Below are 26,341 nucleotides of genomic sequence, written 5' to 3' on the forward strand. Positions count from 1 at the left end.
ATGAAGAGGAATAAAGGAGATATTCTAGAAGCAAGAGATCGAAGGTTTGAAGCAGGTAAACATTATATAATTTTTTATGATGGTTATGATGATAATGAATTTATTGCTGGAGTTTTAACTTCCACTGATAATTTTCCTGTAAATATTTTAATGGCTGCTTTACATTTTGAAGAAAGAGACAAAAACGGAAACGATTTCAAAATTACATATAAAAATAGCAAACTAGTTCCTGCTAAATTGTTTAAGCCTGAAGAATGGGGTCCTTTTGAAAAAGTTGGGCAATTAACAGATGAAGGAATTGCATTTGTAGACCTTCACATTGGAGAACTACAACCAGAATACTGGCAAAATTATATTCAAAGATAAATCCCTATGGCTATACCATCAAATATAACTAAAGATCATATTCTAAAAGCAATTAAAAGAATTGACGACGAAGTTAATTTTAATCCAAAACGAAAAGAAAGAGTTTGGGCTCTAGAATTCAATAACAAACTTTATCCATGCAAATTGGTAATTTCCTATGCAAATTTATATCCCAATAGAGAAGAATTAGCTTCAAACCCAAAAGTTTTTACTACATACATGGCACAAAGATTTTTAAAAAGTAAAGGTTTTAATAATATCATTAGAATAAAAAAATAAATGAAAAAAATATTTATTCTCAAAGGAATTAGTGGTTGCGGTAAAACAACCAAAATAAACATTATTGCGCATTGGATCATTAATACTTACGCGATTCCTAATACTATTGGATTAGACCCGACAAACTACCTAATAGATACTTTTGGAATCTTAACTATTGGCAAACTAAAAATAGGCATTAACAGTGCTGGCGACCATGAAAATCAAGTTAAGAAAATTGACAAACTCGTAGAATTATCTTTATCTAATAATCAAGAAAGCGATAGTGATAGTAATAATGATATCGATATAATAATTTGTGCTTGTAGAACTAGAGGAAAAGGAAGAAAACACATTACAAAGAATTACAATTATTCAAAAGGTTGGCTCCAGAAATTCATTAATGTAGAAAAATTTAATCCATCAAATATACTTCTAGAAACAAACAGAGATAAAAGAATTTTTGATGAATTGAAAACTTGGTTAGTTGGTTTAGAAAAAAAGTAAATTATGATCGCCAAAAACACGCAAAACCAAATCATTGAAATTTGGGAAGATTATCAAAAAACAAATAAAAAAGTTCTTGATACAAAAGGCAATATTATAAAAGATATTGATGAAAATAGAATAGATTCTATTAAACATATCAAAGACATACTTGACATTTTTATGACAGGTGATTATTTTGTCAATGAGTTTAAAACTAGTTTAGACAGTTATAATAAACGCAATAACTATTGGGGATTTACTGCCACAAAAGGACAAATGTTTTTTAATCAGCTAACGAAAAACAGTGAGCCAAATCTTGATTCTTTAACTATATTGCTAAAGGAGGTAATCTCTGAACCTTCCAATTTAGAAGATGCATTAAATAAAATTGAAAAATTAGAAAAATTTGCTGGCTCAATTTTCAAAACAGCTCCAGATAAGCGTAAAGCTCCAAATCCTGGCTCTGTCGGTTATTTTCTTTCCTATTTTTGGCAAATATATAATCCAGAAAAATGGCCAATTTTTTATACTTCACTTGTAAACGGTTTTAAGGAATTAGAAATATGGGAAGATCATAAAACTCAGAAGGAAAACTATAAATATTTCTTTAATTTAAACGAAGAAGTTAAAAAAATCCTTGAAGAACATACAGGAAGAGAAATTAGTAACTGGGAAGCAGAACATACATTTTGGAATTTCACTGGAAAGCCAAGAGTGGATTACAAAAAAGCAAAGCCAGAAATAATAATTTTAGAACCATCTCAAAATGATGAGCAAATTAATTTTAAAGCGAATTTTGATTTAAATGATTATTTGATTCCACGAATAGCTCGACTTGTAGAATTAGGAAATTGCAATGATAAATCATCTTCAGCGAAAGGAAATGAGTTTGAAAAGATGGTTGCAGAAACTTTCAAATTCTTAGGATTTGAAATCGAAAATTTTGGTCAAGGAACAGGAAGAAACCCTGATGCCATCATAAAATTTAGAGAGGAGCATACTGCCTTTATTGTAGATGCAAAAGCTTACAATGAAGGCTATTCTATGGGACGTGACGATAGAGCAATAAGAGAGTATATTGCAACTTTTTGCCCAAAATTAAAGAAAGAGGGATTTACCAAAATTGGATTTATTATAGTTAGCAATTCATTTAAAACAAATTTGCAAGATTTTGCAAATGAAATTACTTGGAACACTGATATTAAAAGATTTATTCCACTTACAACAGAAGCATTACTTTATTATTTAGGCTATAAAACGAAAGACGACAAAGTTAATCTTTCAGTTATTATTGAACATTTGACCGGTTTTAGCGGTATTATAAACTCACAAAATGTAATTCAACGTTTTGAAGATATTTAAGAAAAGAGATGTACATTAAGTTGCTTTATGTACATCTCTTTTAAATTATTATCACCCCAAACTCATCCCACCATCCATAATAACATCAGCTCCAGTCATAAACACCGCAGCATCACTACTTAGATACGAAACCATTTGAGCCACATCTTCTGCCCTTCCCATTTGTTTTAGCGGGACTTTTTCTACTACGACATCCATAATGCCTTTTACGGTGGTTTCATCTAGGCCTACTTTGTTCATGACTTCGGTTTGAGTTGGTCCTGGGCTAACCGAATTGACACGAATCTTTCTTGGTGCTAATTCTAAAGCCGCCGATCTCATAAACGAATTCAAAGCCGTTTTACTCGCCGAATAAACCGAAGATCCCGGACCCGGCATACTCGCAGTATTCGAAGAAAGAAATACCACCGAAGCGCCATCTTTCAGAATCGGAATAAATTTGCTTAAAGTGAAAAAAGCACCTTTTAGATTCACATTCATAATACTGTCGTACAGTTCTTCTGTGGTTTGTTCAATGGTTCCTAAACCCGCAATTCCAGCATTGATAAACAAAATATCAACCGAACCGATATCGGCTTTTACTTGAGTTGCCAGTTTTTCGATATCCGAAATATTCGATTGATCTGCTGTGATGGCTGTAACACCAAGTTCTAAAGCGGCTTTTTCTATGGCTTCTTTTCTTCTTCCTGTAATAATTACGTTTGCGCCTTGCTCTTTTAATTGTTTGGCTGTTGCGTAACCTATTCCGCTGTTTCCGCCTGTTATAACGGCTGTTTTATTTTTAAGATTTTCCATCTTTTTGATTATTTAAAATTTATTTGGCAAATTTAAATTCAAAATGGTATAACTTTGTAACCAGTATCATGGAGTATACCAAACTAATACTAAACAATATGGAAAGAAACCAGAAAGAAGAAGTACAAGCGCTTCAGGACACGCTACATGTTTTGGGCGGAAAATGGCGTTTGCCTATCATCAATTCAATCTGCAACGGAAATCATCGTTTCAGGGAAATCGAACGCAGTATTCCAGGCATTACAACACGCATGCTTTCGCGAGAACTCAAAGAAATGGAACTGAATATGCTGATTAAAAGAACCGAAGATCGCGATGCCGAAATTCAGGTGAAATACGAATCGACACCGTATTGCAAATCATTTGGTCCTGTTATTGAAGAAATGATCAAATGGGGAAAATCACATCGAGAGGAGATTATTAGAAACTCTTAAAATATTCTCCCGCAGATTGTGCCAATTTTGCAGATTATACAAATCAAAAAAATCTGCTTTATCAGCTGAATCTGCGAGAGAAAAATAAGGAGACGCTAAAATTGTTTTAAACACATAGAAACATAGTTGCAGATTGCGTATAAAAGGCGTTTCACTTTCATTAATTCACATAGTTACTATGTGTTAGAAACTAGTTTCTTTTTTTTCTCTTTAAGGGTTAAAAAAAATCTATGCCTCTATGTGTTTAAAATTATTCGACAAGAAAGTTAAACTTTAAGCATTAAGGAAATAATCGCATCGCTCGGAAATCATTAGAAATTCCTAAAAAAAAGTCAATCCAAAACTCCATCCTATCCATCCCAGAATATCTTTACTGTTATTTTTAATTACAGTATAATTCTTGGTGCGATCTTGAACAAATGTCGAAGTATTTAAATTGCCGTCTTTATCTTGTTTCTCAGACCAATAAAAATTCAAAGAAGGACCTGCAGCTATTGCTACGCCTTTACACAATTGAAAAGAAAAAGAGGAATCAAATTTAGATAACGAGTTATAAATATCCCAATTTCCTAAATAAAGATACTGCGTACTAAATTCGGGATTAAAAGTGAAGCGTTTCCCTAACGGAATGTTCTTTCCTAATCCAATTCCAAAAGAAAATAGCTTTTCTTCGTCTTTTCGATCGCTTCTTCCTGCCATCAAAATAGTATACATTTTATGGTCTCCCGTTTTTACAGCAAGATTTATATCTGAAATTTCGTTGCTTGTAACACTGATTTTCTTGTAACCGCCTTTTTTAAAATTCAAGAGACCAAAACTATAACCAGAAGGCGAATCTGTAATGTTGACTAATCCAAATTGGACTCCTTGTAATTCTTTAGCATAATTAAAAAGTCCCGTAATTTGAGCACCTTGCACGGTATCTTTTCCAATATTGCAAATTCCTGAAAGCTGTAATCCGTTTTGCGAACCCTTTACCGTGTTGCTAATTCCTGCAATTTGAAGTCCTTTTGAATCCTTATACACGTTATTATAAATACCGCTCATCTGCAAGCCAATTTGCGAGCCTTTCACACTATTATGAATACCGCTTATCTGCAACCCTCTTAAATTGCCAAAAACATTACTATAGATTCCGGCTAACTGCACTCCATTTACAGATCCTCCAACGGTATTAAATATTCCAGCCATTTGAAGCGCATCGACATTCATACGGTTAATATTATAAAGTCCAGCCATTTCTAATCCGCGAACTCCAGCATTATAGCCACCCAAAATGTTTAAAGAAAAATTATTGACAATTTGAGTATTCAACATTCCTCTCGTGCTGATACTCGGAATCAAAGAAGCTTGTACGGGAACTTTAGAAATAAATCCTCCCAGATTGAGCGCTTGTATTTTTTGTTTGGAAGAAATAAAGAAACGGCCAATTCCTGATCTTTCAATTTCAGAAAAATCTCCATCGATATAATCTGTTTTATTCTTTTTGTCTCCCATCTGAATTTTAATTTCAGAAAGAAATACCATTGTCACCGTTTTATAATTCTCCTTAACGGCTGTCAGTTCTATGGCTTGAGGCGCATTTTTTAATCGAAGTTCAAAATAACCATCCTTATTGGTCAATGTAGACAGCAGTGCATTTTTCTCCAATACACTCACATTCTCAAGGCGATTGTTCGTTTTTGTATCTATAATATAACCGACTACAATTTGTTGTCCGTCACTCATAACGGTATTTTTCTCCAATACAAGAGCCAATTCTAAAGGAGCATAACGCACAATAATATATCCTGGCGATTCTTTATATTCATATTTGGCACCTAACAGCTGATCTAAAACTCCTTTTATAGTAGTATTATCAGTATGAACGCTAACAATGCTATCTTTTACAGCCAGCTTGCCATAATAAGCAAATCTAAAACTTCCTTTTTCTTCCATTAAATCCAAAACATTGCTTAATGGTTTCTTATCTGCATGAACAGATATTTCGTTTTCTAATATGGATTGGGCATTTACTTTAAAAAAGACGCTCGGAATGATAAAGAAAATGACTGTAAAAACAAGCTTTGTGCTACTTGGCATATAAAAGGAATATGATAATTTAATGAATTAAATCTTGGATCCAATAATTGAGTTTTCAAAAATACCTCAATTCCTATATTTTCAGTAAACATTTTTATAATTTTTTACTTCTTTTCTCTTACGAACATAAAGCCGCTTCTAATAAAAGTAATTCCAAATGGCATTAGCAGTATTACAACGATTTAGTTGAAAAACAGCAATAATAAGCGTAATTTTTACACATAAAAAGTATCACAATAAAGACCAAAAGTGAACGATTTTACCCCTTATTTTTCAGCATTTTTCTCTAACTTAGCGGTCTACATTTTGAAATGTAAGATTAAAATAACCATTGTTTTGCTGCAAAACATTGAATGAAAAAGAATTACCATACTTTCTCTTACTTTTTGCTGCTAAAACATTTCTTCTAATAATTTAGTTAATTGAAAACTATGAGCAAATTTGATTTTGGAATTGTAGGACTCGGCGTAATGGGCCGTAACTTACTTTTAAATATCGCCAGCCATAACTTTGCGGCTGCAGGTTTAGACTTAGACACCGAAAAAGTCAATTCTCTTCAACAAGAAGCCGAAGCCAATCACACTATTGAAGCTACAACAGATGTAAAACATTTTGTAGAGCTTATCCAACAACCAAGAGCGATTATGTTATTGGTTCCTGCGGGAAAACCAGTTGACAGCGCTATCGCTAGTTTATTGCCTCACTTAGATAAAGGAGACATTATTATTGACGGTGGAAACACTTATTTTACTGATACTGACAGAAGATTTTTGGAATTGTCTGAAAAAGGAATCCACTTCTTCGGAATGGGAATTTCGGGCGGTGAAAAAGGCGCTCGCTTCGGTCCTGCTATGATGCCAGGGGGAGATCAAAAAGCTTATGAAAGATTACGCCCTATTTTTGAAGCGATTGCAGCAAAAGTAGATGGCGAGCCTTGCGTTGAATATTTAGGAAACGGTTCTGCTGGAAACTACGTAAAAATGGTTCACAACGGAATTGAATACGGAATCATGCAATTGATCTCTGAGATTTATGACTTAATGAAAAGAGGTTATAACTTGGATGACGCAACGATTCAGAAAACTTTTGAAGAATGGAATCAAACCGATGATTTGAGATCTTATTTGATTGAAATCACTGGAAAAATACTAAAGCAAGAAGACACAGACGGAGGTCTTTTAATCAATAAAATTTCAGATTGGGCAAGATCTAAAGGAACGGGAAAATGGACTTCGCAAAATGCAATGGACTTGCAAGTTCCAGTTCCGACAATCGACGCTGCGGTTAATATGCGCGATATGTCTAAAACAAAACCTGAAAGAATTGAAGCGGCTAAAAAATTAGTTTGGAATTCTAATCCAAGCGATGTCAACGCAAGCGAAGCTATTGCTGCTTTAAAATCGGCTTTGTTCTTTTCTATCGTTGTTACGTATGCTCAAGGATTAGCGCAGCTTCACACCGCTTCTAAAGAATACAACTACGGATTAAATCTGGAAACGGTTGCTAAAATCTGGCGTGGCGGATGCATTATTCGTGCGACAATTTTAGAAGATTTCAGAAAAGCATACGTGGCAAAAGCAGATTTGCCAAACTTACTTTTAGATGGCAGCATCGCTTCAAAATTAACCGAAAATCAAGCAGGAATGCGTGCGGTGATTCAATTTGCTGTTCAAAAAGGCTTGCCAATTTCGGGATTAATGAATTCGTTAGCGTATTTTGATGCTTACCGATCTGAAAACCTTCCGACAAATCTAATTCAAGCACAACGTGATTTCTTTGGGGCACACACTTACGAGCGTATCGACAAAGAAGGCGTTTTCCATACCCAATGGGCTGAATAAGACAACTAAAAAAAACAACACAACCACACACAATGACTAAAAACAAAAATATAAATCCGACAATTATTGTAATTTTTGGCGGAACCGGAGACCTGGCAAAGAGAAAGCTCTTTCCGGCTTTTCAGAATCTGTATCTTGATGGCCGTATGGCAGAGAAGTTTCAGATTATTGCTCTTGGTAGAGCTCGAAAAAGTGATGAGGAATTCCGCAGTTATGTTTTAGAAAATCTAAATACTTTCTCTAGAAAAAAAGGACTTTCTGATGCAGAAACTCAAAAATTTCTTTCGCATATAAGCTATCACAGTCTTGATATCGACAAAGAAGAATCGTATTTGGGATTGAGCGAAAAGATAAACAGTTTTGACTTAGAATTTGGCGAGCGTTCAAACCGTCTTTTCTACCTTTCGATTACTCCTTCTTTTATCTCGACCATCTCAAGCAATATCAAGAAAATTGGCCTTGCGGCGAATGCCAAACAGGATCGTATTATTATTGAAAAGCCTTTTGGTTACGATAAAGCTTCTGCAATAGAGTTGAATGAAATGCTTTCGCAAACTTTCAAAGAAGAGCAGATTTATAGAATCGACCATTATTTAGGAAAAGAAACAGTTCAAAATATTTTGGCTTTCCGTTTTGGAAATTCAATGTTTGAACCATTATGGAGCCGTAATTTTATTGATTTCGTGCAAATTACCGTTGCGGAAGAAGTCGGCGTTGAAGAACGAGGCGGATTCTACGAAGGTGTCGGCGCATTGAAAGACATGATTCAGAACCACTTGTTTCAGATTTTATGCATGACCGCTATGGAAGCGCCTGCTTCTTTGGCAGCAGACGATATTAGAAATCGTAAAGCAGATGTGCTGAAATCAATCCGAAGAATTAAACCAGAAGAAGTTGATCACTACATTGTAAGAGGTCAATACGACGCTGGAACTATCAATGGAAAACCTGTTCCGGGTTACCGCCAGGATAAAGGCATTGCTCCAAACTCTAATACAGAAACTTATGTGGCGATGAAAATTTACCTAGACAACTGGAGATGGCAAGGAATTCCGTTCTATTTGCGTTCTGGAAAAAGAATGGAAGAAAAACAGTCGTCCATCATTATTCAGTTCAAACCAGTGCCACACTCTTCGTTTTCTTATGGAAAAGAAGGCATGACTCCAAACCGTCTAATTATTAATATTCAGCCGGATATGGACATCAAACTGCAGTTTATGACTAAAAAACCTGGTTTATCAATGTCGTTGCGACCAGCTGAAATGGTATTTGATTATTTTGCTTGTTCGACCATGTCGCCAGAAGCGTATGAAACTTTATTGGCAGATGCTTTGGCAGGAGATCCCACTCTATTTATGCGTTGGGATCAGGTAGAAGAAGCTTGGGACGCGATTGAAACGATTCAGCAGGTTTGGAAAACTACTGCTCCAACCAATTTCCCAAATTACAAAGCAGGAAGTTGGGGGCCAGAAGAAGCTGATGAACTATTAGCACGTCAAGGACACAAATGGATTCCGAACACACAAAACATTAAAAAAGAAGAAGAAATTCTAAATGGTACAGATATACAATAACACCGACGAAATTAATACTAAAGCAGCAGATCTTTTTGTAGAATCGGCTCAAAAAGCGATTGCCGCAAAAGATAAATTTACAGCCGTTCTAACGGGAGGTTCTTCTCCAGCGGGAATCTACAAATTATTGGCTTCTGATGCTTACAAAAATAAAATAGAATGGAGCAAGGTTTATATTTTTTGGGGAGACGAAAGATGGGTGCCGCTAAATGATGATTTGAGTAATGCTAAAATGTCTTATTCAACATTATTAAGCCACGTGCCTATTCCGCAAGAAAACATTTTTGAAATGTACAAAGATGATGTAACTCCTGAGGATTATGCTGCTGAATACGAAAAGTCTATCAGAACTATTTTAGGCGAAGAAGGAAAATTTGACTTGATTTTATTAGGTATGGGAGATGACGGACACACGGCTTCTCTTTTCCCAGGCGAAGCGGTTTTAGAAGAGCAAACAAAATGGGTTGACGCTTATTATTTAGCTCCGCAAAAAATGTATCGCATCACGCTTACTGCTCCACTAATCAATAAAGCAGAAAAAATTGTTGTAGTGGCTTTTGGAGAAAAGAAGGTTCATGCTTTGAAAGAAGTGACAACTGGCGAATACAACCCGACTCTTTACCCAATGCAATTGATTAAACCTGTTTCGGGCGAATTATTGTTTTTGGTAGATAAAATTGCTGCTGGAACAAACTAAGAAATTGTTTATTACCATATAATTCAAGGTCTATGCTGAAAAGTGTAGGCCTTATTTTTTTTTCCTCTTTTTTCTCTCGCAGATCTTGCAGATTTGGCAGATATTGTAATTAAAAAAAATCTGCTGAATCTGCAAAATCTGCGGGAGAACTTTTATGCTCAAAGCAATTCAAAAACCGAACACAAAACACTGAAAAACAAATATTTAAAAAACCTATTTCTTTTTTATTTAATTTTGTTTAATACTCTCCGATTTAATCTATTAGATTATAAGCATCATTTTTCTTTCGAGCTTTTACATTGATTATATAATTTCAAATCTTTTTTGCAATGAAATATAATTACTTTCTAATTGCGTTTTTTCTTCTTTTTGTTTGCTGTAAAGAAAAAAACACAGAACCCAAATCAGTTAAAGTCAGCGCTTCGCAAGGATGTTATATTCCTAAAACGAATGATAAGGATTGGTACACCCAAAACAAAAAAGCACCAAAGTTTAAAGGTCTGGAAGGCGTTACGTTTAAAATTACAACCAATAATCCAGAAGTTCAGGAATATTTCAATCAGGGGTTAATGCTGGCCTACGGATTTAATCACGCCGAAGCAGCAAGATCGTTTTATGAAGCTTCGCGTTTAGATCCGAATTGCGCTATGGCGTATTGGGGTTTTGCTTATGTCTTAGGTCCAAATTATAATGCGGGAATGGAAGAAGATAATTTTCAGCGTGCTTATGATGCCGCCCAAAAAGCCAAAAAACTTTCTGCTAAATGTTCTCCGAAAGAAATTTCCATGATTGATGCCTTATTAGTGCGTTATGCTAAAAATCCTCCTGCAGACAGAAAACCATTGGATACCGCTTACGCCGCAGCCATGAAAAAAGTCTATCTTAAATTTTCTTCAGACCCTGATATTGGCACGCTCTATGCCGAATCCTTAATGAATCTTCACCCTTGGGATTTGTATGAAAAAGATACCGAAGTACTCAAAAAATGGACACCGCAAATATTGGCTGTTTTAAACGAATTAATCAAAAAAAATCCCAAACATCCTGGTGCGCATCATTTTTTGATTCATGCCGTAGAAGCTTCTGCACATCCAGAAAAAGGACTCAAAAGTGCCAAATTACTGGAGACTTTAGTTCCGGGTTCGGGACATTTGGTGCATATGCCTTCTCATATTTACATTCGTACGGGAGATTATCATGAGGGTTCACTTTCCAACATTGAAGCGGTTCGAATTGATAGTTTGTATTCTACTGCCTGTAATGCACAAGGCGCTTATCCTCTAGCCTATTATCCGCACAATTATCATTTTTTGGTGGCAACAGCGGCTTTAGAAGGAAATTCAAAATTGGCTTGGGAATCGGCACAAATATTACAGCAGCATATGTCGCCTAAAATCATGCGTGAAGCTGGTTGGGGAACTTTACAGCATTATTATAGCATTCCGTATTATATCGCCGTAAAATTCTCGATGTGGGATAAAATTATGGAGATTCCGCAGCCCGAAAAAGATCTGGTATATCCAAATGCGATTTGGCATTATGCAAGAGGAATGGCCTATCTCGGAAAAAATGATATCGCCAATGCCGAAAAACAGCTTGCTTCTCTGAACCAATTAGCCAAAGATAAAACCTTAAAAGAGGTTACGATTTGGAATATCAATACAACTTATGATTTGGTTCAGATTGCTAATAATGTTCTTTCAGCGGGAGTTGAAGCGAAAAAGAATAATAAGGATAAAGCAATCGCGCTTTTAAATAAAGCAATAGAAATTGAAGATCAATTAAATTACAACGAACCGCCAGATTGGTTTTTCTCCGTTAGACATTATTTAGGTACAGTTTTACTTAAAGCTGGAAAATACGCTGAAGCTGAAAAAGTATACAAACAAGATTTACAAACGCTCCCAAAAAATGGCTTCGCCTTAATCGGACTTTATAATGCTTTAAACCTTCAGAAAAAAGAAAAAGAGGCTTTAAAAATTAAAACCTCTTTTGATCATGTTTGGCAATATGCCGATGTGAAGATTGTGGGTTCTTCTAGTATTTTGGAGTGATTTTTAGTTTTTATGATTTTTCATTTCCAAGGAAAAAAATGCGCAAAGTCTAAATAAACTACCCCAAAATAGTTTTTAACTTTTTAGGGGCAGTTCAGAGACATTTGCGCAGCTTTTCAATTAAAACTTAGAACTCTTTGCGGGGCGTGGGCAGCTTTTCTATTCAAATCTGGAACTCTTTGCAGAGCAGGGGTCTCGTTATTGTTAAATTCAACTTTATTTATTTTTTAAAATTTAATACTCATAACTAATGTTTAATTTAGGAATAGTTCTTTGTAATGCTGAGCCTTTTTGTACAGCAAGCAACTATCATCTCTAAATTACTTTTTTTACTGATATTTATTTTATTTCAATATATTAGAAATCTAAAATCTCATATTCTTAATCTTGAAACATAACCAATTTGAACTACTATGACAAAATTTGAGCTATCTCTTTAGTTAGATTATGTATTACAAGCCATTTTGGATTAGTTAAAAAAGAATCGCTATTCCAATCTTTACTCTCAATATCTTGCATAAGAACAAATAGTCGTTCTAATTTAAATCTAACTTCATCGTCAATCAAATTTTCTGAATGAAGTTTATTAATATTAATAGGATTTAAAAAGGTATAAAAATCTCCTTCTAATTCTTCTAAATTAAATTCAATTAAATGATTTCTCTCATCAATGTTAATACAGTTTGGAACTACCATTAATTTTAATGTATCTTCTAAAGACTTATAGATACCTATTATCTCGTTATCTTTTCTTTGCATAGAATATTCTTGATTTATCATTAGCTGTTGCTCTATAACGTTCCCCTACAACCTTATACTTACCTATTGAACCTTTAGTTATTTTATAATATGTTGAATTTGGATGGTGGCTGTTTCCTGTAGTAAATGAGATGAATCCATCACCACCTTTCTCTAGAAATTTCCAACCATCTCCAGAATTTAGATTTTTCTGTTCCCTCAGCTCTCCGAAGTCTTCCTAACTAGTGCTGCGCAAATGTCTCCGACTTTGCGCCATTTATAACTTTTCTAAAAAAAAAAAAAAAACAAAAACTTCTAAAAAGTCTCCGACTTTAAAACTAAAACTAATACAAGCCATAAATATTTATTGATTTCGGATCCAACACATTTACTATTGGATTATCAGCCTTCTCAATTTTCAATAAGCCTGAATCATTTACATAATTAGTTGCGCTTGAATAAATATAATCTGAAGCTTTAGCCACTAATCCAGCTCGCACGGGATTCAAATGTACATAATGAAGCTTTGACCACATAAATTCTAGCGAATAAATTTCTTCTGCGTGGTTTCCGTATTGCCAAAATTGATATTTTTTATTTCTCTGATGGCCTTCAGCTGCAAGTTCAAAACGTTGCAGCATCCATTCTTTTCTGCTTTCAGGGCTATTTTGAATTTTTTCTAGAATATTTTTTGCAACAAACTTTTTAAAATCTCTTATCAAATCTGACAGTTTTCCATCTTCAGATTGTATTATTAAATGCATATGATTACTCATAATCACGTAACCGTATAAAATCATTCCTTTGTTTTTAATACAATAATCGAGAGACTCTATAACTATATCACGATAACATTGACGCGTAAAAACATCAATCCAGTCTACAATTGTCGGCGTAATAAAATGTGGTAGTTTTTGATCTCGAATAACATAACCTTCTTTCATTTGATTTTTTTTATTCAAAAATAACGATTTTTCTGACTTATTAGTTTTTTTAGAAGTAATCGTAAAAAGTCGGAGACTTTTATCAGGTTTATAATATCTGAGACCAAAAAAAATTGCGCAAAGTCAGAGACATTTGCGCAGCTTTTCAATTCAAGTATGGCACTCTTTGTAGAGCTGGGTTATCTTAAAAAATATTTAAAGTCACAATTTGATTGTCAATGCATGAAGCAATAATTGAATTCTTTGTCACAACAAATCTATCAAATATTTCAGGTAAATAAAACTCATTTAAAATTTTAATATTATTTATCCCTAATTGAATAACTTTTAATTCAGAAGCAATGTAAATTTCATTTTCAATAACAATAAAATTTATAAAATATTCATCTAACTCTATTTTATATCTTATTTCTTCTTTTTCACAGTCTACAATAATAAAGTCAAAGTCAACTCCTAAACCAAAGTTAATAGAATCTATTACCTTAATAACTGGTAAAATAAAATCTCCTCTCCAACCAAGTTGAAAAACACGTCCATTCCATTGGATTTCTCCAAAATTATCGTCCGAATTTTTCTCTAATAGAACACTAGAACCTTTCTTAGTTTTGAATTCCGCTTTATTTATTTTCTTAAATTTAATACTCATCTTTTAGGATTTAGTTTAGGGATAATAGTTGATATTTTTAGCGTAGCATTCAAATTTCCTCCCTAATAATAAAAGCCAACATTTAAAGCATGCTCACCAACTTGAATCTGTTTCGTTATAGTTGTTCCATATGGTTCAATCTTTGTTTTCATCTCAATTCCAGAAGAAAATGCTTTGTTAAAAATCCTAATTAATGCTCTTTCATTAACCTGATAGCGCGGATTTGCAATCCGTGATCCCAAAAGCTTTCTGGACCTACTTTGCGTTGCCTCTAGCGCTTCTTAAAAGCACTGAACCTCAAAAAATCTCCGACTTTAAAACGAATACAAGTATAGAGATATATTGTTTTTAAATCCAAAAATTTACTACGGAAATATCAACTTTTCTTCAGTATAAAACATTTAAATCATAACTTATAACCAAACAAAAAATCAATCCCCTAAAAACCAACTCCAATTATTATCAAATTTTTAAATCTCATGGTTTTTAAAATAATTTTAAGAAACCTTATTTTTCAAATTACTATATTTGGCGCACGTTAAACAAAATAAATCCTCTTTTTAAGGAACAAGATTATAATTACCGCTGCACTGAATGAAACCCATGAAGTTCATATATATCGTCCTACTATCGCTGCTTTGCTTTTTCAGAGGCACCGAGACGTATCAGCCGATTCATCATTTCAGCAATTGTATTACCTTAGATAGTGTTGCGGCAGACGACACGCAGATTTTTTCTTCGGACTTTTCTTCTTCTAAGAATTTAGAAGTTCATTATAAGCTCAAAAAGAAAATGAAATGCAGAGCGACTACTTTAGAACAAAGTACGATCAAAGCTCCGTATCTCAGCAATTTGGTTAATTTCAAGCTTTATAAAGAAAGCTTAATCTATGGTATAGCTTCAATATACCATATCGAAAGGCATCCTCATCTTCATTTGTACCAACTTTTCTAGGCTGCAAAATTTCGTCGTTTTTATATTCTAGTATTCTGGAACAATACCTCATTTACATCTGTGATTGAGCTGTTATTGCTATAAAAACATTTCTCTAAAACGGTACTTTTTCAAATAAAAGCATCCGTACGCCTTATTATTTTCAAAATCCAAATTCAGACTCCCGATATTTAGTATCAAGGGAGCACATCTATTTATTCAAAAATTTAAACCTAATGATGAGCATTTATAAAAATCAATTTCTTTTATGCACCTTGGCTTTATTCGTTTTAGTCTCGTGCGGAGATAAAGCAAAAAAAGATTCAAACAACATAAAAACGGTTCCTGTTTACAAGGTAACCCTAAAAGACACAATAGTATCGAGCAAATTTGTTGCCGATGTACATGCTAAAAACAATGTGGAAATCCACGTTCGTATTCCAGGTCTGTTAGACAAAGTTTACGTTAGCGAAGGACAAAAAGTAAAAAAAGGACAAATCCTTTTTAAAATAAGCGATGTTGAACTTCAGATTCAACTTCTAAAAGCAGAAGCCGTTTACAAAAGTTCTAAAGCCGATTTAAGAATTGCAACTGTAGAATTGGAACAGGCTCAAACCCTTTTCAATAAAAAAGTAATTGCAGACAAAGAATTAGAATTATCTAAAGCAAAATATGAAGCGGCTTCCGCAAAAGTGGCTCACGCTCTTGCAGAAAAGAAAGCAATCAACCAACAGATTAGCTTTACCACAATCCGCGCACCATTTGACGGAACAATCGACCGTATTCCGTTTAAAGAAGGAAGTTTAGTAGAAAACGGTTCATTGCTTACAACTGTTTCTCAATTGGACGATGTGTACGCTTATTTCTCAATTCCTGAGAATACCTATTTCCAAATGATGGAAGACAAAACCTTAAACACCCAAGGTGATATCAAATTAGTATTGCCAAACGGACAAGTTTACGATCAAAAAGGAGAATTAAGAACCGCTGATGGAGAAATCGACAGACAGACAGGTTCTATTCAATACAAAGCGAAATTTCACAATCCGCAAGGATTTATCAAACACGGAACTTCTGGAAAACTCATTATTTCAGAACCCAAAACCAATGCAATTTTAATTCCGCAGAAAGCAGTTTTTTCTATTCAGGACAAACAATACGTTTTCCGCGTGAACAAAGATGGAGTAGTTAAAATGACGAATGTTACAATCGAAACGACTCTAGATGATGTGTATATCTTGAACGAAGGTCTAAAAAGCGACGACCTAATCGTGCAAGAAGGCACACAATCATTGAGAGACGGCGATAAAATCAACATGAAACAAATGTAGGTTATCGATCTGTAAAACAGTTATTTAATTATTTATCTAAAACATTCAAAATGATAGAGTTATTTATCAGAAGGAAAATATTGTCATTAATCATCTCGGTTATGATAGTCCTTCTGGGATTGCTGGCGTTGTTTCAGCTCCCTATTACCCAATTCCCAGACATTGTACCACCGTCTGTAACCGTTACAGCAAAATATACAGGAGCAAACGCAGAGGTTTCGGCCAATGCCGTCGCCCTTCCTTTAGAAAGAGCCATAAATGGAGTTCCTGGAATGACGTATATGTCAACTGTAACTTCCAACGATGGTTTAACCTTGATTCAGGTTTTCTTCGAAGTAGGAACCGATCCCGATCTGGCTGCCGTAAACGTGCAGAACAGAGTTACCACGATTCTTGATGAACTTCCAGAAGAGGTAATTCGTGCCGGAGTTACAACCGAAAAAGAAGTAAACAGTATGTTGATGTACTTGAACATCACAAGTACCGACAAAACTCAGGATGAGCAGTTTATCTTCAACTTTACCGATATTAATATTCTTCAGGAATTAAAGCGTATTGATGGTGTCGGACGTGCCGAAATCATGGGGCAGAAAGAATATTCGATGCGTGTTTGGCTAGATCCACAAAAGATGCTTTCGTATAACATTTCGGCAAATGAAGTGATTGCTTCGCTTCAAAAACAAAATATTTCTGCCGCGCCAGGTAAAGTGGGTGAAGGTTCAGGACAGATGAACAATCAGCTGCAATATGTAATTAAGTACGGCGGAAAGTTCTTTGAACCAAAACAATACGAAGAAATTCCTTTGAGAGCCAATTCAGACGGAACTATCTTAAGATTGAAAGACATTTCGAAAATCGAATTTGGCGCGATGAGTTATGGAATGGTTTCTAAAACCGACGGAAAACCTTCTGCCTCAATCATGCTAAAACAACGTCCAGGTTCAAACGCTTCTGAAGTTATTGCCAGCGTAAAAGAAAAAATGGCTGAATTGAAAGCCTCTTCTTTTCCTCCTGGAATGGAATTTAATATTGCTTACGACGTTTCACGTTTTCTTGACGCTTCGATTCATGAAGTATTAAGAACTTTGGTTGAAGCTTTTATTTTAGTAGCGTTCGTCGTTTTCCTTTTCCTTCAGGATTGGAGATCGACTTTGATTCCTGTACTGGCAGTACCTGTGGCGCTTATTGGTTCGTTTACCTTTATGTCGATGATGGGATTCTCAATCAACTTATTGACACTTTTCGCTTTGGTACTTTCCATCGGAATTGTGGTCGATAACGCCATTGTTGTTGTTGAAGCCGTTCACGTAAAAATCTCCGAAGAACATATGTCGCCAATGGACGCTACCATTAGCGCGATGAAAGAAATTACAGGTGCCGTTATCGCAATTACAATTGTAATGGCCGCCGTATTTATTCCCGTTGCATTCTTGAGCGGTCCTGTTGGGGTCTTCTACAGGCAGTTCTCATTGACAATGGCAATTAGTATCGTGATTTCGGGTATTAACGCCCTTACGCTTACTCCTGCCCTTTGTGCTATTATGCTGAAAGCACACGATCCGAATAAGGAGAAAAAATCGCTTTTAGACCGTTTCTTCCATAGATTTAATCATTGGTTTGATAATATTACTTCAAAATACATCAAAGTATTAGTAAAATTCGCTGATCGCAACACTGTAACCGTTGGTTTATTAGTGCTTTTCTGTGTATTAACTTGGGGAACAACTAGATTTTTAGCGTCAGGATTTATCCCTACTGAAGATCAGGGAATGGTTTACGTAAGTGTTACAACACCACAAGGAGCAACAGTTGAACGTACCGAAAAAGCTTTGGACGAAGTAACCAAAATTGCTCAAGGAATTAAAGGTGTAGACAACGTAACGACTCTTGCGGGATACAGTATTGTAACCGAGATCGCAGGAGCTTCGTACGGAATGGGAATGATCAACTTAAAAGATTGGAGCGAACGTGATATTTCGGTTACCGAATTCATGGCAGAACTTACCGAAAAAACCAAAAACATTACCGATGCACAAATCGAGATTTTTGCACCGCCAACTGTTCCTGGTTTTGGTAATACCAGTGGTTTCGAGCTTCGTTTATTGGATAAATCTGGAGGAAGCATCACCAATACCGATAAGGTAACCAAAGAATTCATTAAAGAGTTAAATGCTTCGCCAGAAATTCAGAACTCATTTTCGAGTTTTGATGCTACTTTCCCGCAGTATTTAATTCATATTGATTATGATCTTGCGGCTAAAAAAGGAATTTCAGTAGACAATGCCATGAGCACTTTACAAACTATGTTAGGTTCTTTTTATGCCACCAATTTTATCCGTTTCTCTCAAATGTATAAAGTGATGGTTCAGGCAAGTCCGCAATTCCGTCAAAATCCAGAAAGCATTTTGGATATGTATTTGAAAAATGATGCAGGCGAAATGGTTCCGTTTTCTACTTTCATTAAATTAGAAAGAGTTTACGGACCAGAAGTTTTAACGCGTTACAACATGTACATGTCGGCTATGATTAACGGTGAACCTGCCGAAGGTTACAGTTCTGGAGATGCCATTGCTGCTGTTGAAAGAATTGCCGCAGAGAAACTGCCAAGCCGTTTTGAAGTGGAATGGTCAGGTATGACGCGTGAAGAGATTTTGTCTGGTAACCAAACCATATACATTTTTGCCCTTTGTATACTATTTGTATACTTACTGCTTGCGGCTCAATACGAAAGTTTATTGCTTCCGTTCCCAGTATTATTAAGTCTTCCTGTTGGAGTTTTCGGTTCTTACATTGCACTTGTAATGGTCGGACTGGACAATAATATTTATGCCCAAGTAGCGCTCGTCATGCTGATTGGTCTGCTCGCCAAAAACGCCATTCTGATTGTAGAGTTCGCCATGGCACAGAACAAACTCGGACGAGACATTGTCGAAGCAGCGATTGAAGGAGCAAGACTTCGTTTCCGCCCAATTTTGATGACTTCTTTTGCTTTTATTTCAGGATTAATTCCGTTGTGTATCGCTTCTGGAGCGGGTGCAATTGGTAACCGTTCAATCGGAACAGCTGCAGCAGGCGGAATGTTAATCGGAACTGTGTTTGGTCTTTTAATCATTCCAGGACTTTACATACTGTTTGCGAAATTAGAAAAACGAATGGCTAAATCTTAATGTTTAATTTTTTAAACATATAGAATCATTCCCAATAACTATCGGGATTAAAAAGTTATAAAGATGTTTCACTTTATTTAAATAATCCCGATGCATTGGGTCTATCTTTTAGAAACTAGTTTATTTCAAGTCCCTTTTGCAGAAATAAAAATCTATGTTTCTATGTGTTAGAATAAAAATTTAGACAAAAAGATTGAACAAAATAAATTAAAACAATGAAAGAAATATTAAATCAATATAAAAATACTGATGTGATAAGGACAACCAAAAGTGCCGTTATAATAACCGGAATTCTACTTTTGACCGCTTGTTCTGCACCAAAAGTCAGCAACAAACTAGACGCTGCAAAACTTCCTGAAAATTTTGATGCTCAAAGAAAAGAAGCTTCAACCGAAACATTTATTCCGTTAAAAACAGAGACCTTCTTTAAAGATCCAAAATTAGAAGCTTTACTAAAGAAAGCCATTGCCAAAAATCCTGATTATTTAATCATGCAGGAAAGAATTCTTATTGCCAATTCGCATTTAAAAGTGGCAAAACTGGCGCTTCTTCCCTCTTTAGATCTTGTGGCAGATGCATCTGGAACACATTTCGGAAAATACACTATGGAAGGTGTTGGAAACTATGATACCAACTTTTCTCAGAATATTACCGAAAAACAAAGAATAAACGAAGATGTTACTCCTAACCTATTTTTAGGAGCAAAAGTTTCTTGGGAAGCCGACATCTGGGGAAAACTGAGCAATCGTAAAAAAGCGGCTCAACAAAGATTTTTTGCTTCTCAGCAAGGAATGCGTCTTTTGCAAACGCGTCTGTTGGGCGATATTGCAGATCTTTATTTCAAATTGATTGCTTTAGACAAACAAGCCGCTATTTATGACAACAACTTGAAAACACAAGAAAAAGCCCTTGATATTGTTTCGGCTCAAAGATCTGTCGGAAAAGCTACAGAATTGGCTGTACAGCAGTTTAATGCACAAAACAATAACATTCACGCCGAAGCTTCAGAATTAAAATTAAGCATTGATCAGACTGAAAAAGCTTTATTGACACTTTTAGGTGAATATGGTGGAAAAGTTGACAGAAGCAGCGACTTTCTAGCTGGACATTTAGAGGTTTTAAACCAAAAAATAAGCGTAGATTCTATCATTCATAAAAGACCCGATGTGTCTGAAGCTTATTTTGAATTATTAGCAAGCAACGCTGACGCTAAATCGGCTCGCGCCGCTTTTTTTCCAACGGTAAATCTAGGCGGATATGCAGGTTTCAATTCGTTTTCATTCAATACTTTTTTTGATGCAGGTTCTTTCGCTTGGCAGTTGCTGGGCGGTTTGACGGCTCCTGTTTTCAACAAAGGACAGATCAAACAAGAATTTTATGTTTCCAACAGAAGGCAGGAAATTTCATTTCTTCAATATCAGAATGCAGTCACCACAGCTTTCAATGAGTTAAGTGCTTTACTGCACCGAAACGAAGCTTATGAAGACGTTTTAAAATATAAACTAAACGAAATTGATCATCTCGAAATCGCCGTAAACGTCTCAAACGATTTGTATTTGAGCGGTTATGCCAATTATCTGGAAATCATCAATGCACAAAAAAATAAATTGCAAGCCGAATTGGATTTTGTTGATATCCAACTTCGAAATGCAAACTCACAAGTATTGCTTTACAAAGCTTTAGGCGGAGGAATAAATTAGTTTATATGTTGGTCAAAAATTGCTTCTGTTTATAATAGCTCATCGCAGAGGTTATTTTATATCCCATTTCTTTTGAAGTGGGATTTTTTTTATTTAAAATATGACCCGTTGGACTAAATTATTTTTAACACATAGATAAAAGCCATGTGTTTTACCGCAAAGTCCGCAAAAGATTTTTTAGAATCATTATAGTGAAAAAGTTCGCAAAGCTATGTCTGCACAAAGCTTTGCGAACTTAAAATATCGATTAGGATTAGTCTCAAAATAAAAATGTCTTTGCGAACTTTGCGTTAATTTTTATACCCTTCAACAGGAAAGCAATTGTTTTTTTATCGAAATTTTTCGGTTACACTTAACAACTATTATCTTTATTCCAAAAAACAAAAAATGGATATTTCCAACATTCTTGATCGCATACACGAACTTCCTGAGCAGTCTAAATTGGCTCTGCAAAACAATGTCACAGAAATAGCTCTTGCTAAAGGACATATTTTGCTAAAAGCCAACAAAATAGAATCTAATATTTATTTTATAAAGAAAGGATTGGTCAGAGCTTATGTTGAAAGAGATAATGAGGTTACTTTCTGGTTTGGAAAAGAAGGCGAAACTGTTATTTCCATGAAAAGTTATGTCGAAGAACAACCTGGATATGAGACTATCGAACTTTTGGAAGATTGCGAATTGTATGAACTCAAAACAGAAAATCTTAGAAAACTCTTTAATGAAGATGTTCACATCGCCAATTGGGGCAGAAAATTTGCAGAAAAAGAATTGATCAAAACCGAAGAACGTTTGATTTCTAAACAATTCAAAAATGCTTCTGAACGCTATTTGGAATTAATGAAAGATCATCCCGAACTCTTGCAAAGAGTGCAATTAGGACATATCGCTTCTTATTTAGGCATTACACAAGTCAGTTTGAGCAGAATTCGTGCAGAATTAAAATAACAGTTAGAGCAAAATTATTTTAACACATAGAAACATAGCTTTTAGAAACTTTAAAGCGTTCCACTAATTTCCATACACATAGTTATGCGTTAAAGCTTGCTTTTTTTGTAATCTTAACCGCAACAATAAAATCTATGTCTGTATGTGTTAAAATTAAATTTGGTTCCACTTAAGTCAATTCCTAAAAAAAATGTTTTTTTTATCATTTGTTAATTTTTTTCTGATTTTCATAAAAGAACTTTGCACCACAAAATTTTAACTATATGAACTGGATTATTTTAATCATCGCAGGACTATTTGAAGTAGCATTCGCCTCATGTCTCGGAAAAGCAAAAGCAACAACAGGAACAGAAATGTACTATTGGTATATTGGTTTCTTTATATCATTAACCGTAAGTATGCTTTTATTAATGAAAGCTACAGAAACCCTTCCTTTAGGAACTGCTTACGCTGTTTGGACAGGAATTGGCGCTGTTGGAACGGTTTTAGTCGGTATTTTTGTTTTTAAAGAACCTGCAGCTTTCTGGAGATTGTTTTTCTTAGCTACTTTAGTTGGTTCTATTGTTGGTTTAAAGGCGGTTTCGCACTAAAAATATATTTTACGATTATATTCAACTTTGTCAAAGTTCAGAACTTTGACAAAGTTTTTTTTTATTATTAAACACATAGAAACATAGATTTTTTCTTTATCTCAAAGGCAATCAAAAGAAACTTGTTTCTAACACATAGACATTAGCTATGTGATTTTTAGAAAAGAGAAACGCCTCTACTAAGTCCAACAAACTATGTTTCTATGTGTTTAAAAAGTATTTGCTCTACACTTTAATGCAATTTCAGCATCACATGATAAAAAAATAGCATTTTACATCATTATTCCCTATTCTATCTTTGTCAAAAAATTAAGCCTAAAATAAAAAATGACATTCAGCCATTCCATTAAATCATTTGACGAATTAACTAATCACGAAATGTACAATATGCTTCGTTTGAGAAGCGACGTGTTTGTAGTCGAACAAAATTGCCCTTATCTCGATTTGGACAATAAAGATCAAAAAGGTTTTCATTTATTGTATTATGTCGATAACGAATTGGCAGGTGTAACGCGCTTGCTTCCTAAAGGAGTATCATATGATGAAGTTTCAATTGGAAGAGTGGTAATTGCCAAATCGTATCGCGGATTAGGTTTGGGAGTAAAACTAATGGAAGCTTCGATTGAAGGTTGTGAGGAAAAATTTGGAAAAGGACCAATTCGAATCAGTGCACAATACCATTTGTCAAAGTTCTATCAATCCTTGGGGTTTGTAGAACAGGGAGAAGTTTATGATGAAGATGGAATTCCGCATATTGGAATGCTGCGAACTTAACAGTTAGGGATAATCAGTTTCAAAACATTGGCCAAAACCGGGTTATGATCTTCGGTTCTCCAATTGACATATAAATCGGTCTCTAAAGGCAACTTTATAAATCGGATTCCTGGAATTTCGTGATAGACATACGAATCGGGTAAAATGGCAATTCCGAGTCCTTTTCGAACCAAAGCGATAATCGCAGAACCAAATTCAGAATAAAGATAAACCTCGGGAGCATTTTCGAAAGAATTGAACAACCTTCGGATAAGATCACTGTAACTGCTACCTTCGTCATTGGTCGGTAAAATAAACTTTTGAGAAGCAAGCGTTTCCTTGGTTAAATCGGCAGGTGTCTGATAAGGATGATCTTCTGGAACGACAATTGCCAAATAATCGGTTTGGATTTTTTGAGACTGAATATCTTTATCGGTATTAATATCTCTGGTAAAAGCCAGATCAATTTTATAATTTCGAAGAAAATCCTGCTGATTCTCGTATAAAACCTGAACTAGTTTGATTTTAAGCTTCGGAAAAGCGTCTGAGATACGGGATAAGATTTCGGGCATAGCAGAAGCCGAAATAGAATCGGGATGAGAAATCGTAATCGTACCGCTCTCTCCCAACTGAATCTGGCGGGCAGATTGATGAATAAATTCCAATTTACTCAATTCTACCTCCCATTTTTCTTTTAAGAATTGGCCAGCGGCAGTCAGTTTAACATTGCGTTTGTTACGTTCAAACAACTGAACGCCAAGTTGATTCTCAAGAGACTGAATCTGACGGCTAAGTGCTGATTGTGTAATATTCATTTTTCCGGCAGTATTCCAGAAATGAAGTTCGCGGGCCAAAGCCAAAAAATATTTAATCTGCTGTAAATCCATTGATGCAATTTACGCATTTATAAAGAATAAAAAACAGCTTTTAACGCATTAAAGAAATAAAAAATGAACGATCTAAAAATAACTAAAGCAGCGATCGATGATGTTTTAAAGCTTCAATCTATCGGCAGACAAACTTTTTCTGAAACTTTTGCAGATGTCAACAGCGAAGAAAACATGAAAAAATATTTGGACGAAAGTTTCGCCATAGAAAAATTGATGGAAGAACTAAACAATCCATCGTCTTATTTTTATTTAGCTGTTTTAAACGAAAAAGTGATTGGCTATTTGAAATTGAATACTGCAGATGCTCAAACCGAAAAAGAAGATTTAAACGCCTTAGAAATAGAACGTATTTATGTTGCAAAAGAATTTCACGGCAAAAAAGTCGCACAAGCATTATATGCTCAGGCAGAAAAAATAGCCGAAGAAATTAAGGCAAACTATATGTGGCTTGGCGTTTGGGAAAAGAATTTCAGAGCTGTGAGTTTCTATACTAAAAATGGTTTCGTACAATTTGACACGCACATTTTCAGATTAGGCGACGACGAACAAACCGATTTAATGATGAAAAAAGTACTGATTTAAAATGGAAAGAAGACAGCTTTTATTGTTTTTATTAATTCTTGGCACTGCATTTTGGGGAATCTCATATTCTATTACCAAAATGGCAATTGGCGAATATTCACTAAATGTATTTTTATTTTACCGTTTCCTGTTGGCTGTCGTGGTATTGAGTATTATTTTCTGGAAATATGTTAAAGACATCAATCACGAAGCTATTAAAACAGGCCTTTTGCTTGCTGTTCCAATGTTTTTAGGCATTCAGCTGCAAACTGTTGGACTTAAATATACAGATGCTTCACAATGCTCTTTTATTGCGGGATTAACCGTTATTATTATTCCACTATTAAAACTGGCAATTTATAAAACCAATGCTTCTCTAAAAATCTGGATTGCTGCTTTAACGGCTTTAACCGGTTTATTTATTATTGCCATTCAGGATAAATTCACCATAAACTTCGGGGATTTATTTACCATTGCTGGTGCGTTTGCTTTTGCGGTTTATTTAATTGCTGTCGAAAAACATTCGGCTACCAAAAACCTCTTATATTCCATTGTGCCAATGTTTGCGTTTTGTGCGCTTTTTACTTTTTTAATAGCGTTGGCAGATAGTTCATCAGAATGGTTCCCTCAAAATAATACCTTTTGGATGGGCGTAATTTATTGTGCTTTATTTTCTACAGCTTTTATGTACACGGTTTCAAACGTTTCACAACGTTACTTATCGGCAGAACGTGTAGCGGTTATTTATTTGTTTGAACCTGTTTTTGGTGCAATTGGTGCTTTCTTTATTTTGGGCGAAAACCTAACTTGGCGTTTGCTTTTGGGCGGAACTTTAATTTTTGCTGGAACTATTATTTCTGAAGTCAATTTTAAAAGTGAAAAACTAAAACTGCTGATTAGAAAAAACTAATGCTTTTCTTGGTTTTAACACATAGAACCATAGCTGATTGGAGTTTATAAAGGCGCTTCACTTTTCTAAAAATCACATAGCTGTCTTTTAATCCCAAAGCTAAACTTTGGGCTAAGTTTAATATTTACTTTGAGCTCTACTTTTCGTAAACTTTGACAAAGTTCTCAAGCAGAAATGACATCTTTTATATCTATGTGTTAGAAACTAGTTTCTTTCAACTACCTTTTAGATAAAGAAAAAATCTATGTTTCTATGTGTTTAAACAAAAACTTCGACAA

24 protein-coding genes are annotated in these 26,341 nt (G+C 34.9%); 18 read left to right on the forward strand and 6 right to left on the reverse strand.

Translation table 11 applies throughout. From position 1 onward, the window contains the following. From BB050_RS20220 to BB050_RS20235, 4 genes are read left to right on the forward strand one after another with little or no spacing between them, the layout of a single operon-like run. Positions 1-366, forward strand: a complete 366-nt coding sequence (locus BB050_RS20220; protein WP_066034886.1) for a hypothetical protein — start codon at positions 1-3, stop codon at positions 364-366. 6 nt (positions 367-372) lie between these two features. Continuing rightward, the gene (locus BB050_RS20225; protein WP_066034887.1) at positions 373-645 is read left to right on the forward strand and encodes a hypothetical protein; all 273 of its coding nucleotides are present in this window, start codon (positions 373-375) and stop codon (positions 643-645) included. Further along, complete coding sequence (locus BB050_RS20230) at positions 646-1,131, forward strand: hypothetical protein (RefSeq protein ID WP_066034888.1); 486 nt, start codon at positions 646-648, stop codon at positions 1,129-1,131. 3 nt (positions 1,132-1,134) lie between these two features. After that, a complete protein-coding gene (locus BB050_RS20235) occupies positions 1,135-2,475 on the forward strand; it encodes a restriction endonuclease (RefSeq protein WP_066034889.1) in 1,341 nt (446 codons plus the stop codon). A 51-nt stretch (positions 2,476-2,526) separates the two neighbouring features. On the opposite strand, the gene BB050_RS20240 is transcribed toward BB050_RS20235, so the two are convergent. After that, the gene (locus tag BB050_RS20240; RefSeq protein WP_066034890.1) at positions 2,527-3,270 is read right to left on the reverse strand and encodes an SDR family oxidoreductase; all 744 of its coding nucleotides are present in this window, start codon (positions 3,268-3,270) and stop codon (positions 2,527-2,529) included. Between the two features lie 98 nt (positions 3,271-3,368). Here BB050_RS20240 and BB050_RS20245 point away from each other — a divergent pair, with 98 nt between their 5' ends. After that, a complete protein-coding gene (locus tag BB050_RS20245) occupies positions 3,369-3,704 on the forward strand; it encodes a winged helix-turn-helix transcriptional regulator (RefSeq protein ID WP_008463411.1) in 336 nt (111 codons plus the stop codon). A 321-nt stretch (positions 3,705-4,025) separates the two neighbouring features. Here the strand turns inward: BB050_RS20245 and BB050_RS20250 are convergent, their stop codons facing one another. After that, positions 4,026-5,786 (reverse strand): peptidase associated/transthyretin-like domain-containing protein, encoded by a 1,761-nt coding sequence (locus BB050_RS20250; RefSeq protein ID WP_066034891.1) that lies wholly within the window; start codon positions 5,784-5,786, stop codon positions 4,026-4,028. Between the two features lie 431 nt (positions 5,787-6,217). On the opposite strand from BB050_RS20250, the gene gndA reads away from it, so the two are divergent. The 4 genes from gndA to BB050_RS20270 all read left to right on the forward strand — a co-directional run bounded on the left by gndA (position 6,218) and on the right by BB050_RS20270 (position 11,952). After that, entirely contained in the window at positions 6,218-7,627 is a 1,410-nt protein-coding gene (gene gndA / locus BB050_RS20255) for an NADP-dependent phosphogluconate dehydrogenase (protein ID WP_066035240.1), read from the forward strand. Positions 7,628-7,659: 32 nt separating this feature from the next. Continuing rightward, on the forward strand, positions 7,660-9,201 hold the full coding sequence (gene zwf / locus BB050_RS20260; protein WP_066034892.1) for a glucose-6-phosphate dehydrogenase: 1,542 nt from the start codon (positions 7,660-7,662) through the stop codon (positions 9,199-9,201). Further along, complete coding sequence (gene pgl / locus BB050_RS20265) at positions 9,182-9,898, forward strand: 6-phosphogluconolactonase (RefSeq protein ID WP_066034893.1); 717 nt, start codon at positions 9,182-9,184, stop codon at positions 9,896-9,898. The genes zwf and pgl overlap by 20 nt, the downstream gene beginning before the upstream one ends. A 329-nt stretch (positions 9,899-10,227) precedes the next feature. After that, positions 10,228-11,952, forward strand: a complete 1,725-nt coding sequence (locus tag BB050_RS20270) for a tetratricopeptide repeat protein (protein ID WP_066034894.1) — start codon at positions 10,228-10,230, stop codon at positions 11,950-11,952. Positions 11,953-12,363: 411 nt separating this feature from the next. On the opposite strand, the gene BB050_RS20275 is transcribed toward BB050_RS20270, so the two are convergent. From BB050_RS20275 to BB050_RS20285, 3 genes are all read right to left on the reverse strand, one after another. After that, on the reverse strand, positions 12,364-12,732 hold the full coding sequence (locus tag BB050_RS20275; RefSeq protein WP_066034895.1) for a hypothetical protein: 369 nt from the start codon (positions 12,730-12,732) through the stop codon (positions 12,364-12,366). 302 nt (positions 12,733-13,034) lie between these two features. After that, positions 13,035-13,634 carry an REP-associated tyrosine transposase gene (locus tag BB050_RS20280; RefSeq protein WP_008463401.1) on the reverse strand — a complete coding sequence of 200 codons (600 nt, stop codon included), beginning with the start codon at positions 13,632-13,634 and terminating at the stop codon, positions 13,035-13,037. A 184-nt stretch (positions 13,635-13,818) separates the two neighbouring features. Next, positions 13,819-14,280 (reverse strand): hypothetical protein, encoded by a 462-nt coding sequence (locus BB050_RS20285; RefSeq protein WP_066034896.1) that lies wholly within the window; start codon positions 14,278-14,280, stop codon positions 13,819-13,821. Positions 14,281-14,883: 603 nt separating this feature from the next. Between BB050_RS20285 and BB050_RS21690 the strand changes: the two genes are divergently transcribed. From BB050_RS21690 to BB050_RS20315, 7 genes are all read left to right on the forward strand, one after another. Further along, positions 14,884-15,234, forward strand: coding sequence for a hypothetical protein (locus BB050_RS21690; protein ID WP_236940380.1), 351 nt, complete (start codon positions 14,884-14,886; stop codon positions 15,232-15,234). 215 nt (positions 15,235-15,449) lie between these two features. Further along, complete coding sequence (locus BB050_RS20290; protein WP_236940381.1) at positions 15,450-16,544, forward strand: efflux RND transporter periplasmic adaptor subunit; 1,095 nt, start codon at positions 15,450-15,452, stop codon at positions 16,542-16,544. Between the two features lie 50 nt (positions 16,545-16,594). Beyond that, positions 16,595-19,711, forward strand: coding sequence for an efflux RND transporter permease subunit (locus BB050_RS20295; RefSeq protein WP_066034898.1), 3,117 nt, complete (start codon positions 16,595-16,597; stop codon positions 19,709-19,711). A gap of 215 nt (positions 19,712-19,926) precedes the next feature. Further along, positions 19,927-21,411 carry a TolC family protein gene (locus BB050_RS20300; protein WP_066034899.1) on the forward strand — a complete coding sequence of 495 codons (1,485 nt, stop codon included), beginning with the start codon at positions 19,927-19,929 and terminating at the stop codon, positions 21,409-21,411. Between the two features lie 387 nt (positions 21,412-21,798). Beyond that, complete coding sequence (locus tag BB050_RS20305; protein ID WP_066035241.1) at positions 21,799-22,359, forward strand: Crp/Fnr family transcriptional regulator; 561 nt, start codon at positions 21,799-21,801, stop codon at positions 22,357-22,359. A 263-nt stretch (positions 22,360-22,622) separates the two neighbouring features. Further along, complete coding sequence (locus tag BB050_RS20310; RefSeq protein ID WP_026728926.1) at positions 22,623-22,949, forward strand: DMT family transporter; 327 nt, start codon at positions 22,623-22,625, stop codon at positions 22,947-22,949. Positions 22,950-23,276: 327 nt separating this feature from the next. After that, a complete protein-coding gene (locus BB050_RS20315) occupies positions 23,277-23,723 on the forward strand; it encodes a GNAT family N-acetyltransferase (protein WP_066034900.1) in 447 nt (148 codons plus the stop codon). On the opposite strand, the gene BB050_RS20320 is transcribed toward BB050_RS20315, so the two are convergent. Beyond that, positions 23,720-24,589 (reverse strand): LysR family transcriptional regulator, encoded by an 870-nt coding sequence (locus tag BB050_RS20320; RefSeq protein WP_066034901.1) that lies wholly within the window; start codon positions 24,587-24,589, stop codon positions 23,720-23,722. The two genes, BB050_RS20315 and BB050_RS20320, sit on opposite strands and share 4 nt — an antisense overlap. 63 nt (positions 24,590-24,652) lie before the next feature. Here BB050_RS20320 and BB050_RS20325 point away from each other — a divergent pair, with 63 nt between their 5' ends. Further along, a complete protein-coding gene (locus BB050_RS20325) occupies positions 24,653-25,174 on the forward strand; it encodes a GNAT family N-acetyltransferase (protein ID WP_066034902.1) in 522 nt (173 codons plus the stop codon). A 1-nt stretch (position 25,175) separates the two neighbouring features. Further along, positions 25,176-26,063 carry a DMT family transporter gene (locus BB050_RS20330; protein ID WP_066034903.1) on the forward strand — a complete coding sequence of 296 codons (888 nt, stop codon included), beginning with the start codon at positions 25,176-25,178 and terminating at the stop codon, positions 26,061-26,063. Positions 26,064-26,341: the final 278 nt, after the last annotated feature.

Source organism: Flavobacterium anhuiense (genome assembly GCF_001705175.1).
Lineage (GTDB): Bacteria > Bacteroidota > Bacteroidia > Flavobacteriales > Flavobacteriaceae > Flavobacterium > Flavobacterium anhuiense.

Bases quoted from the DNA above. Each gene is read 5' to 3' on its own strand.
- BB050_RS20220 (WP_066034886.1), top strand. From the start codon at position 1: ATGAAGAGGAATAAAGGAGATATTCTAGAAGCAAGAGATCGAAGGTTT.
- BB050_RS20225 (WP_066034887.1), top strand. From the start codon at position 373: ATGGCTATACCATCAAATATAACTAAAGATCATATTCTAAAAGCAATT.
- BB050_RS20230 (WP_066034888.1), top strand. From the start codon at position 646: ATGAAAAAAATATTTATTCTCAAAGGAATTAGTGGTTGCGGTAAAACA.
- BB050_RS20235 (WP_066034889.1), top strand. From the start codon at position 1,135: ATGATCGCCAAAAACACGCAAAACCAAATCATTGAAATTTGGGAAGAT.
- BB050_RS20240 (WP_066034890.1), bottom strand. From the start codon at position 3,270: ATGGAAAATCTTAAAAATAAAACAGCCGTTATAACAGGCGGAAACAGC.
- BB050_RS20245 (WP_008463411.1), top strand. From the start codon at position 3,369: ATGGAAAGAAACCAGAAAGAAGAAGTACAAGCGCTTCAGGACACGCTA.
- BB050_RS20250 (WP_066034891.1), bottom strand. From the start codon at position 5,786: ATGCCAAGTAGCACAAAGCTTGTTTTTACAGTCATTTTCTTTATCATT.
- gndA (WP_066035240.1), top strand. From the start codon at position 6,218: ATGAGCAAATTTGATTTTGGAATTGTAGGACTCGGCGTAATGGGCCGT.
- zwf (WP_066034892.1), top strand. From the start codon at position 7,660: ATGACTAAAAACAAAAATATAAATCCGACAATTATTGTAATTTTTGGC.
- pgl (WP_066034893.1), top strand. From the start codon at position 9,182: ATGGTACAGATATACAATAACACCGACGAAATTAATACTAAAGCAGCA.
- BB050_RS20270 (WP_066034894.1), top strand. From the start codon at position 10,228: ATGAAATATAATTACTTTCTAATTGCGTTTTTTCTTCTTTTTGTTTGC.
- BB050_RS20275 (WP_066034895.1), bottom strand. From the start codon at position 12,732: ATGATAAATCAAGAATATTCTATGCAAAGAAAAGATAACGAGATAATA.
- BB050_RS20280 (WP_008463401.1), bottom strand. From the start codon at position 13,634: ATGAAAGAAGGTTATGTTATTCGAGATCAAAAACTACCACATTTTATT.
- BB050_RS20285 (WP_066034896.1), bottom strand. From the start codon at position 14,280: ATGAGTATTAAATTTAAGAAAATAAATAAAGCGGAATTCAAAACTAAG.
- BB050_RS21690 (WP_236940380.1), top strand. From the start codon at position 14,884: ATGAAGTTCATATATATCGTCCTACTATCGCTGCTTTGCTTTTTCAGA.
- BB050_RS20290 (WP_236940381.1), top strand. From the start codon at position 15,450: ATGATGAGCATTTATAAAAATCAATTTCTTTTATGCACCTTGGCTTTA.
- BB050_RS20295 (WP_066034898.1), top strand. From the start codon at position 16,595: ATGATAGAGTTATTTATCAGAAGGAAAATATTGTCATTAATCATCTCG.
- BB050_RS20300 (WP_066034899.1), top strand. From the start codon at position 19,927: ATGAAAGAAATATTAAATCAATATAAAAATACTGATGTGATAAGGACA.
- BB050_RS20305 (WP_066035241.1), top strand. From the start codon at position 21,799: ATGGATATTTCCAACATTCTTGATCGCATACACGAACTTCCTGAGCAG.
- BB050_RS20310 (WP_026728926.1), top strand. From the start codon at position 22,623: ATGAACTGGATTATTTTAATCATCGCAGGACTATTTGAAGTAGCATTC.
- BB050_RS20315 (WP_066034900.1), top strand. From the start codon at position 23,277: ATGACATTCAGCCATTCCATTAAATCATTTGACGAATTAACTAATCAC.
- BB050_RS20320 (WP_066034901.1), bottom strand. From the start codon at position 24,589: ATGGATTTACAGCAGATTAAATATTTTTTGGCTTTGGCCCGCGAACTT.
- BB050_RS20325 (WP_066034902.1), top strand. From the start codon at position 24,653: ATGAACGATCTAAAAATAACTAAAGCAGCGATCGATGATGTTTTAAAG.
- BB050_RS20330 (WP_066034903.1), top strand. From the start codon at position 25,176: ATGGAAAGAAGACAGCTTTTATTGTTTTTATTAATTCTTGGCACTGCA.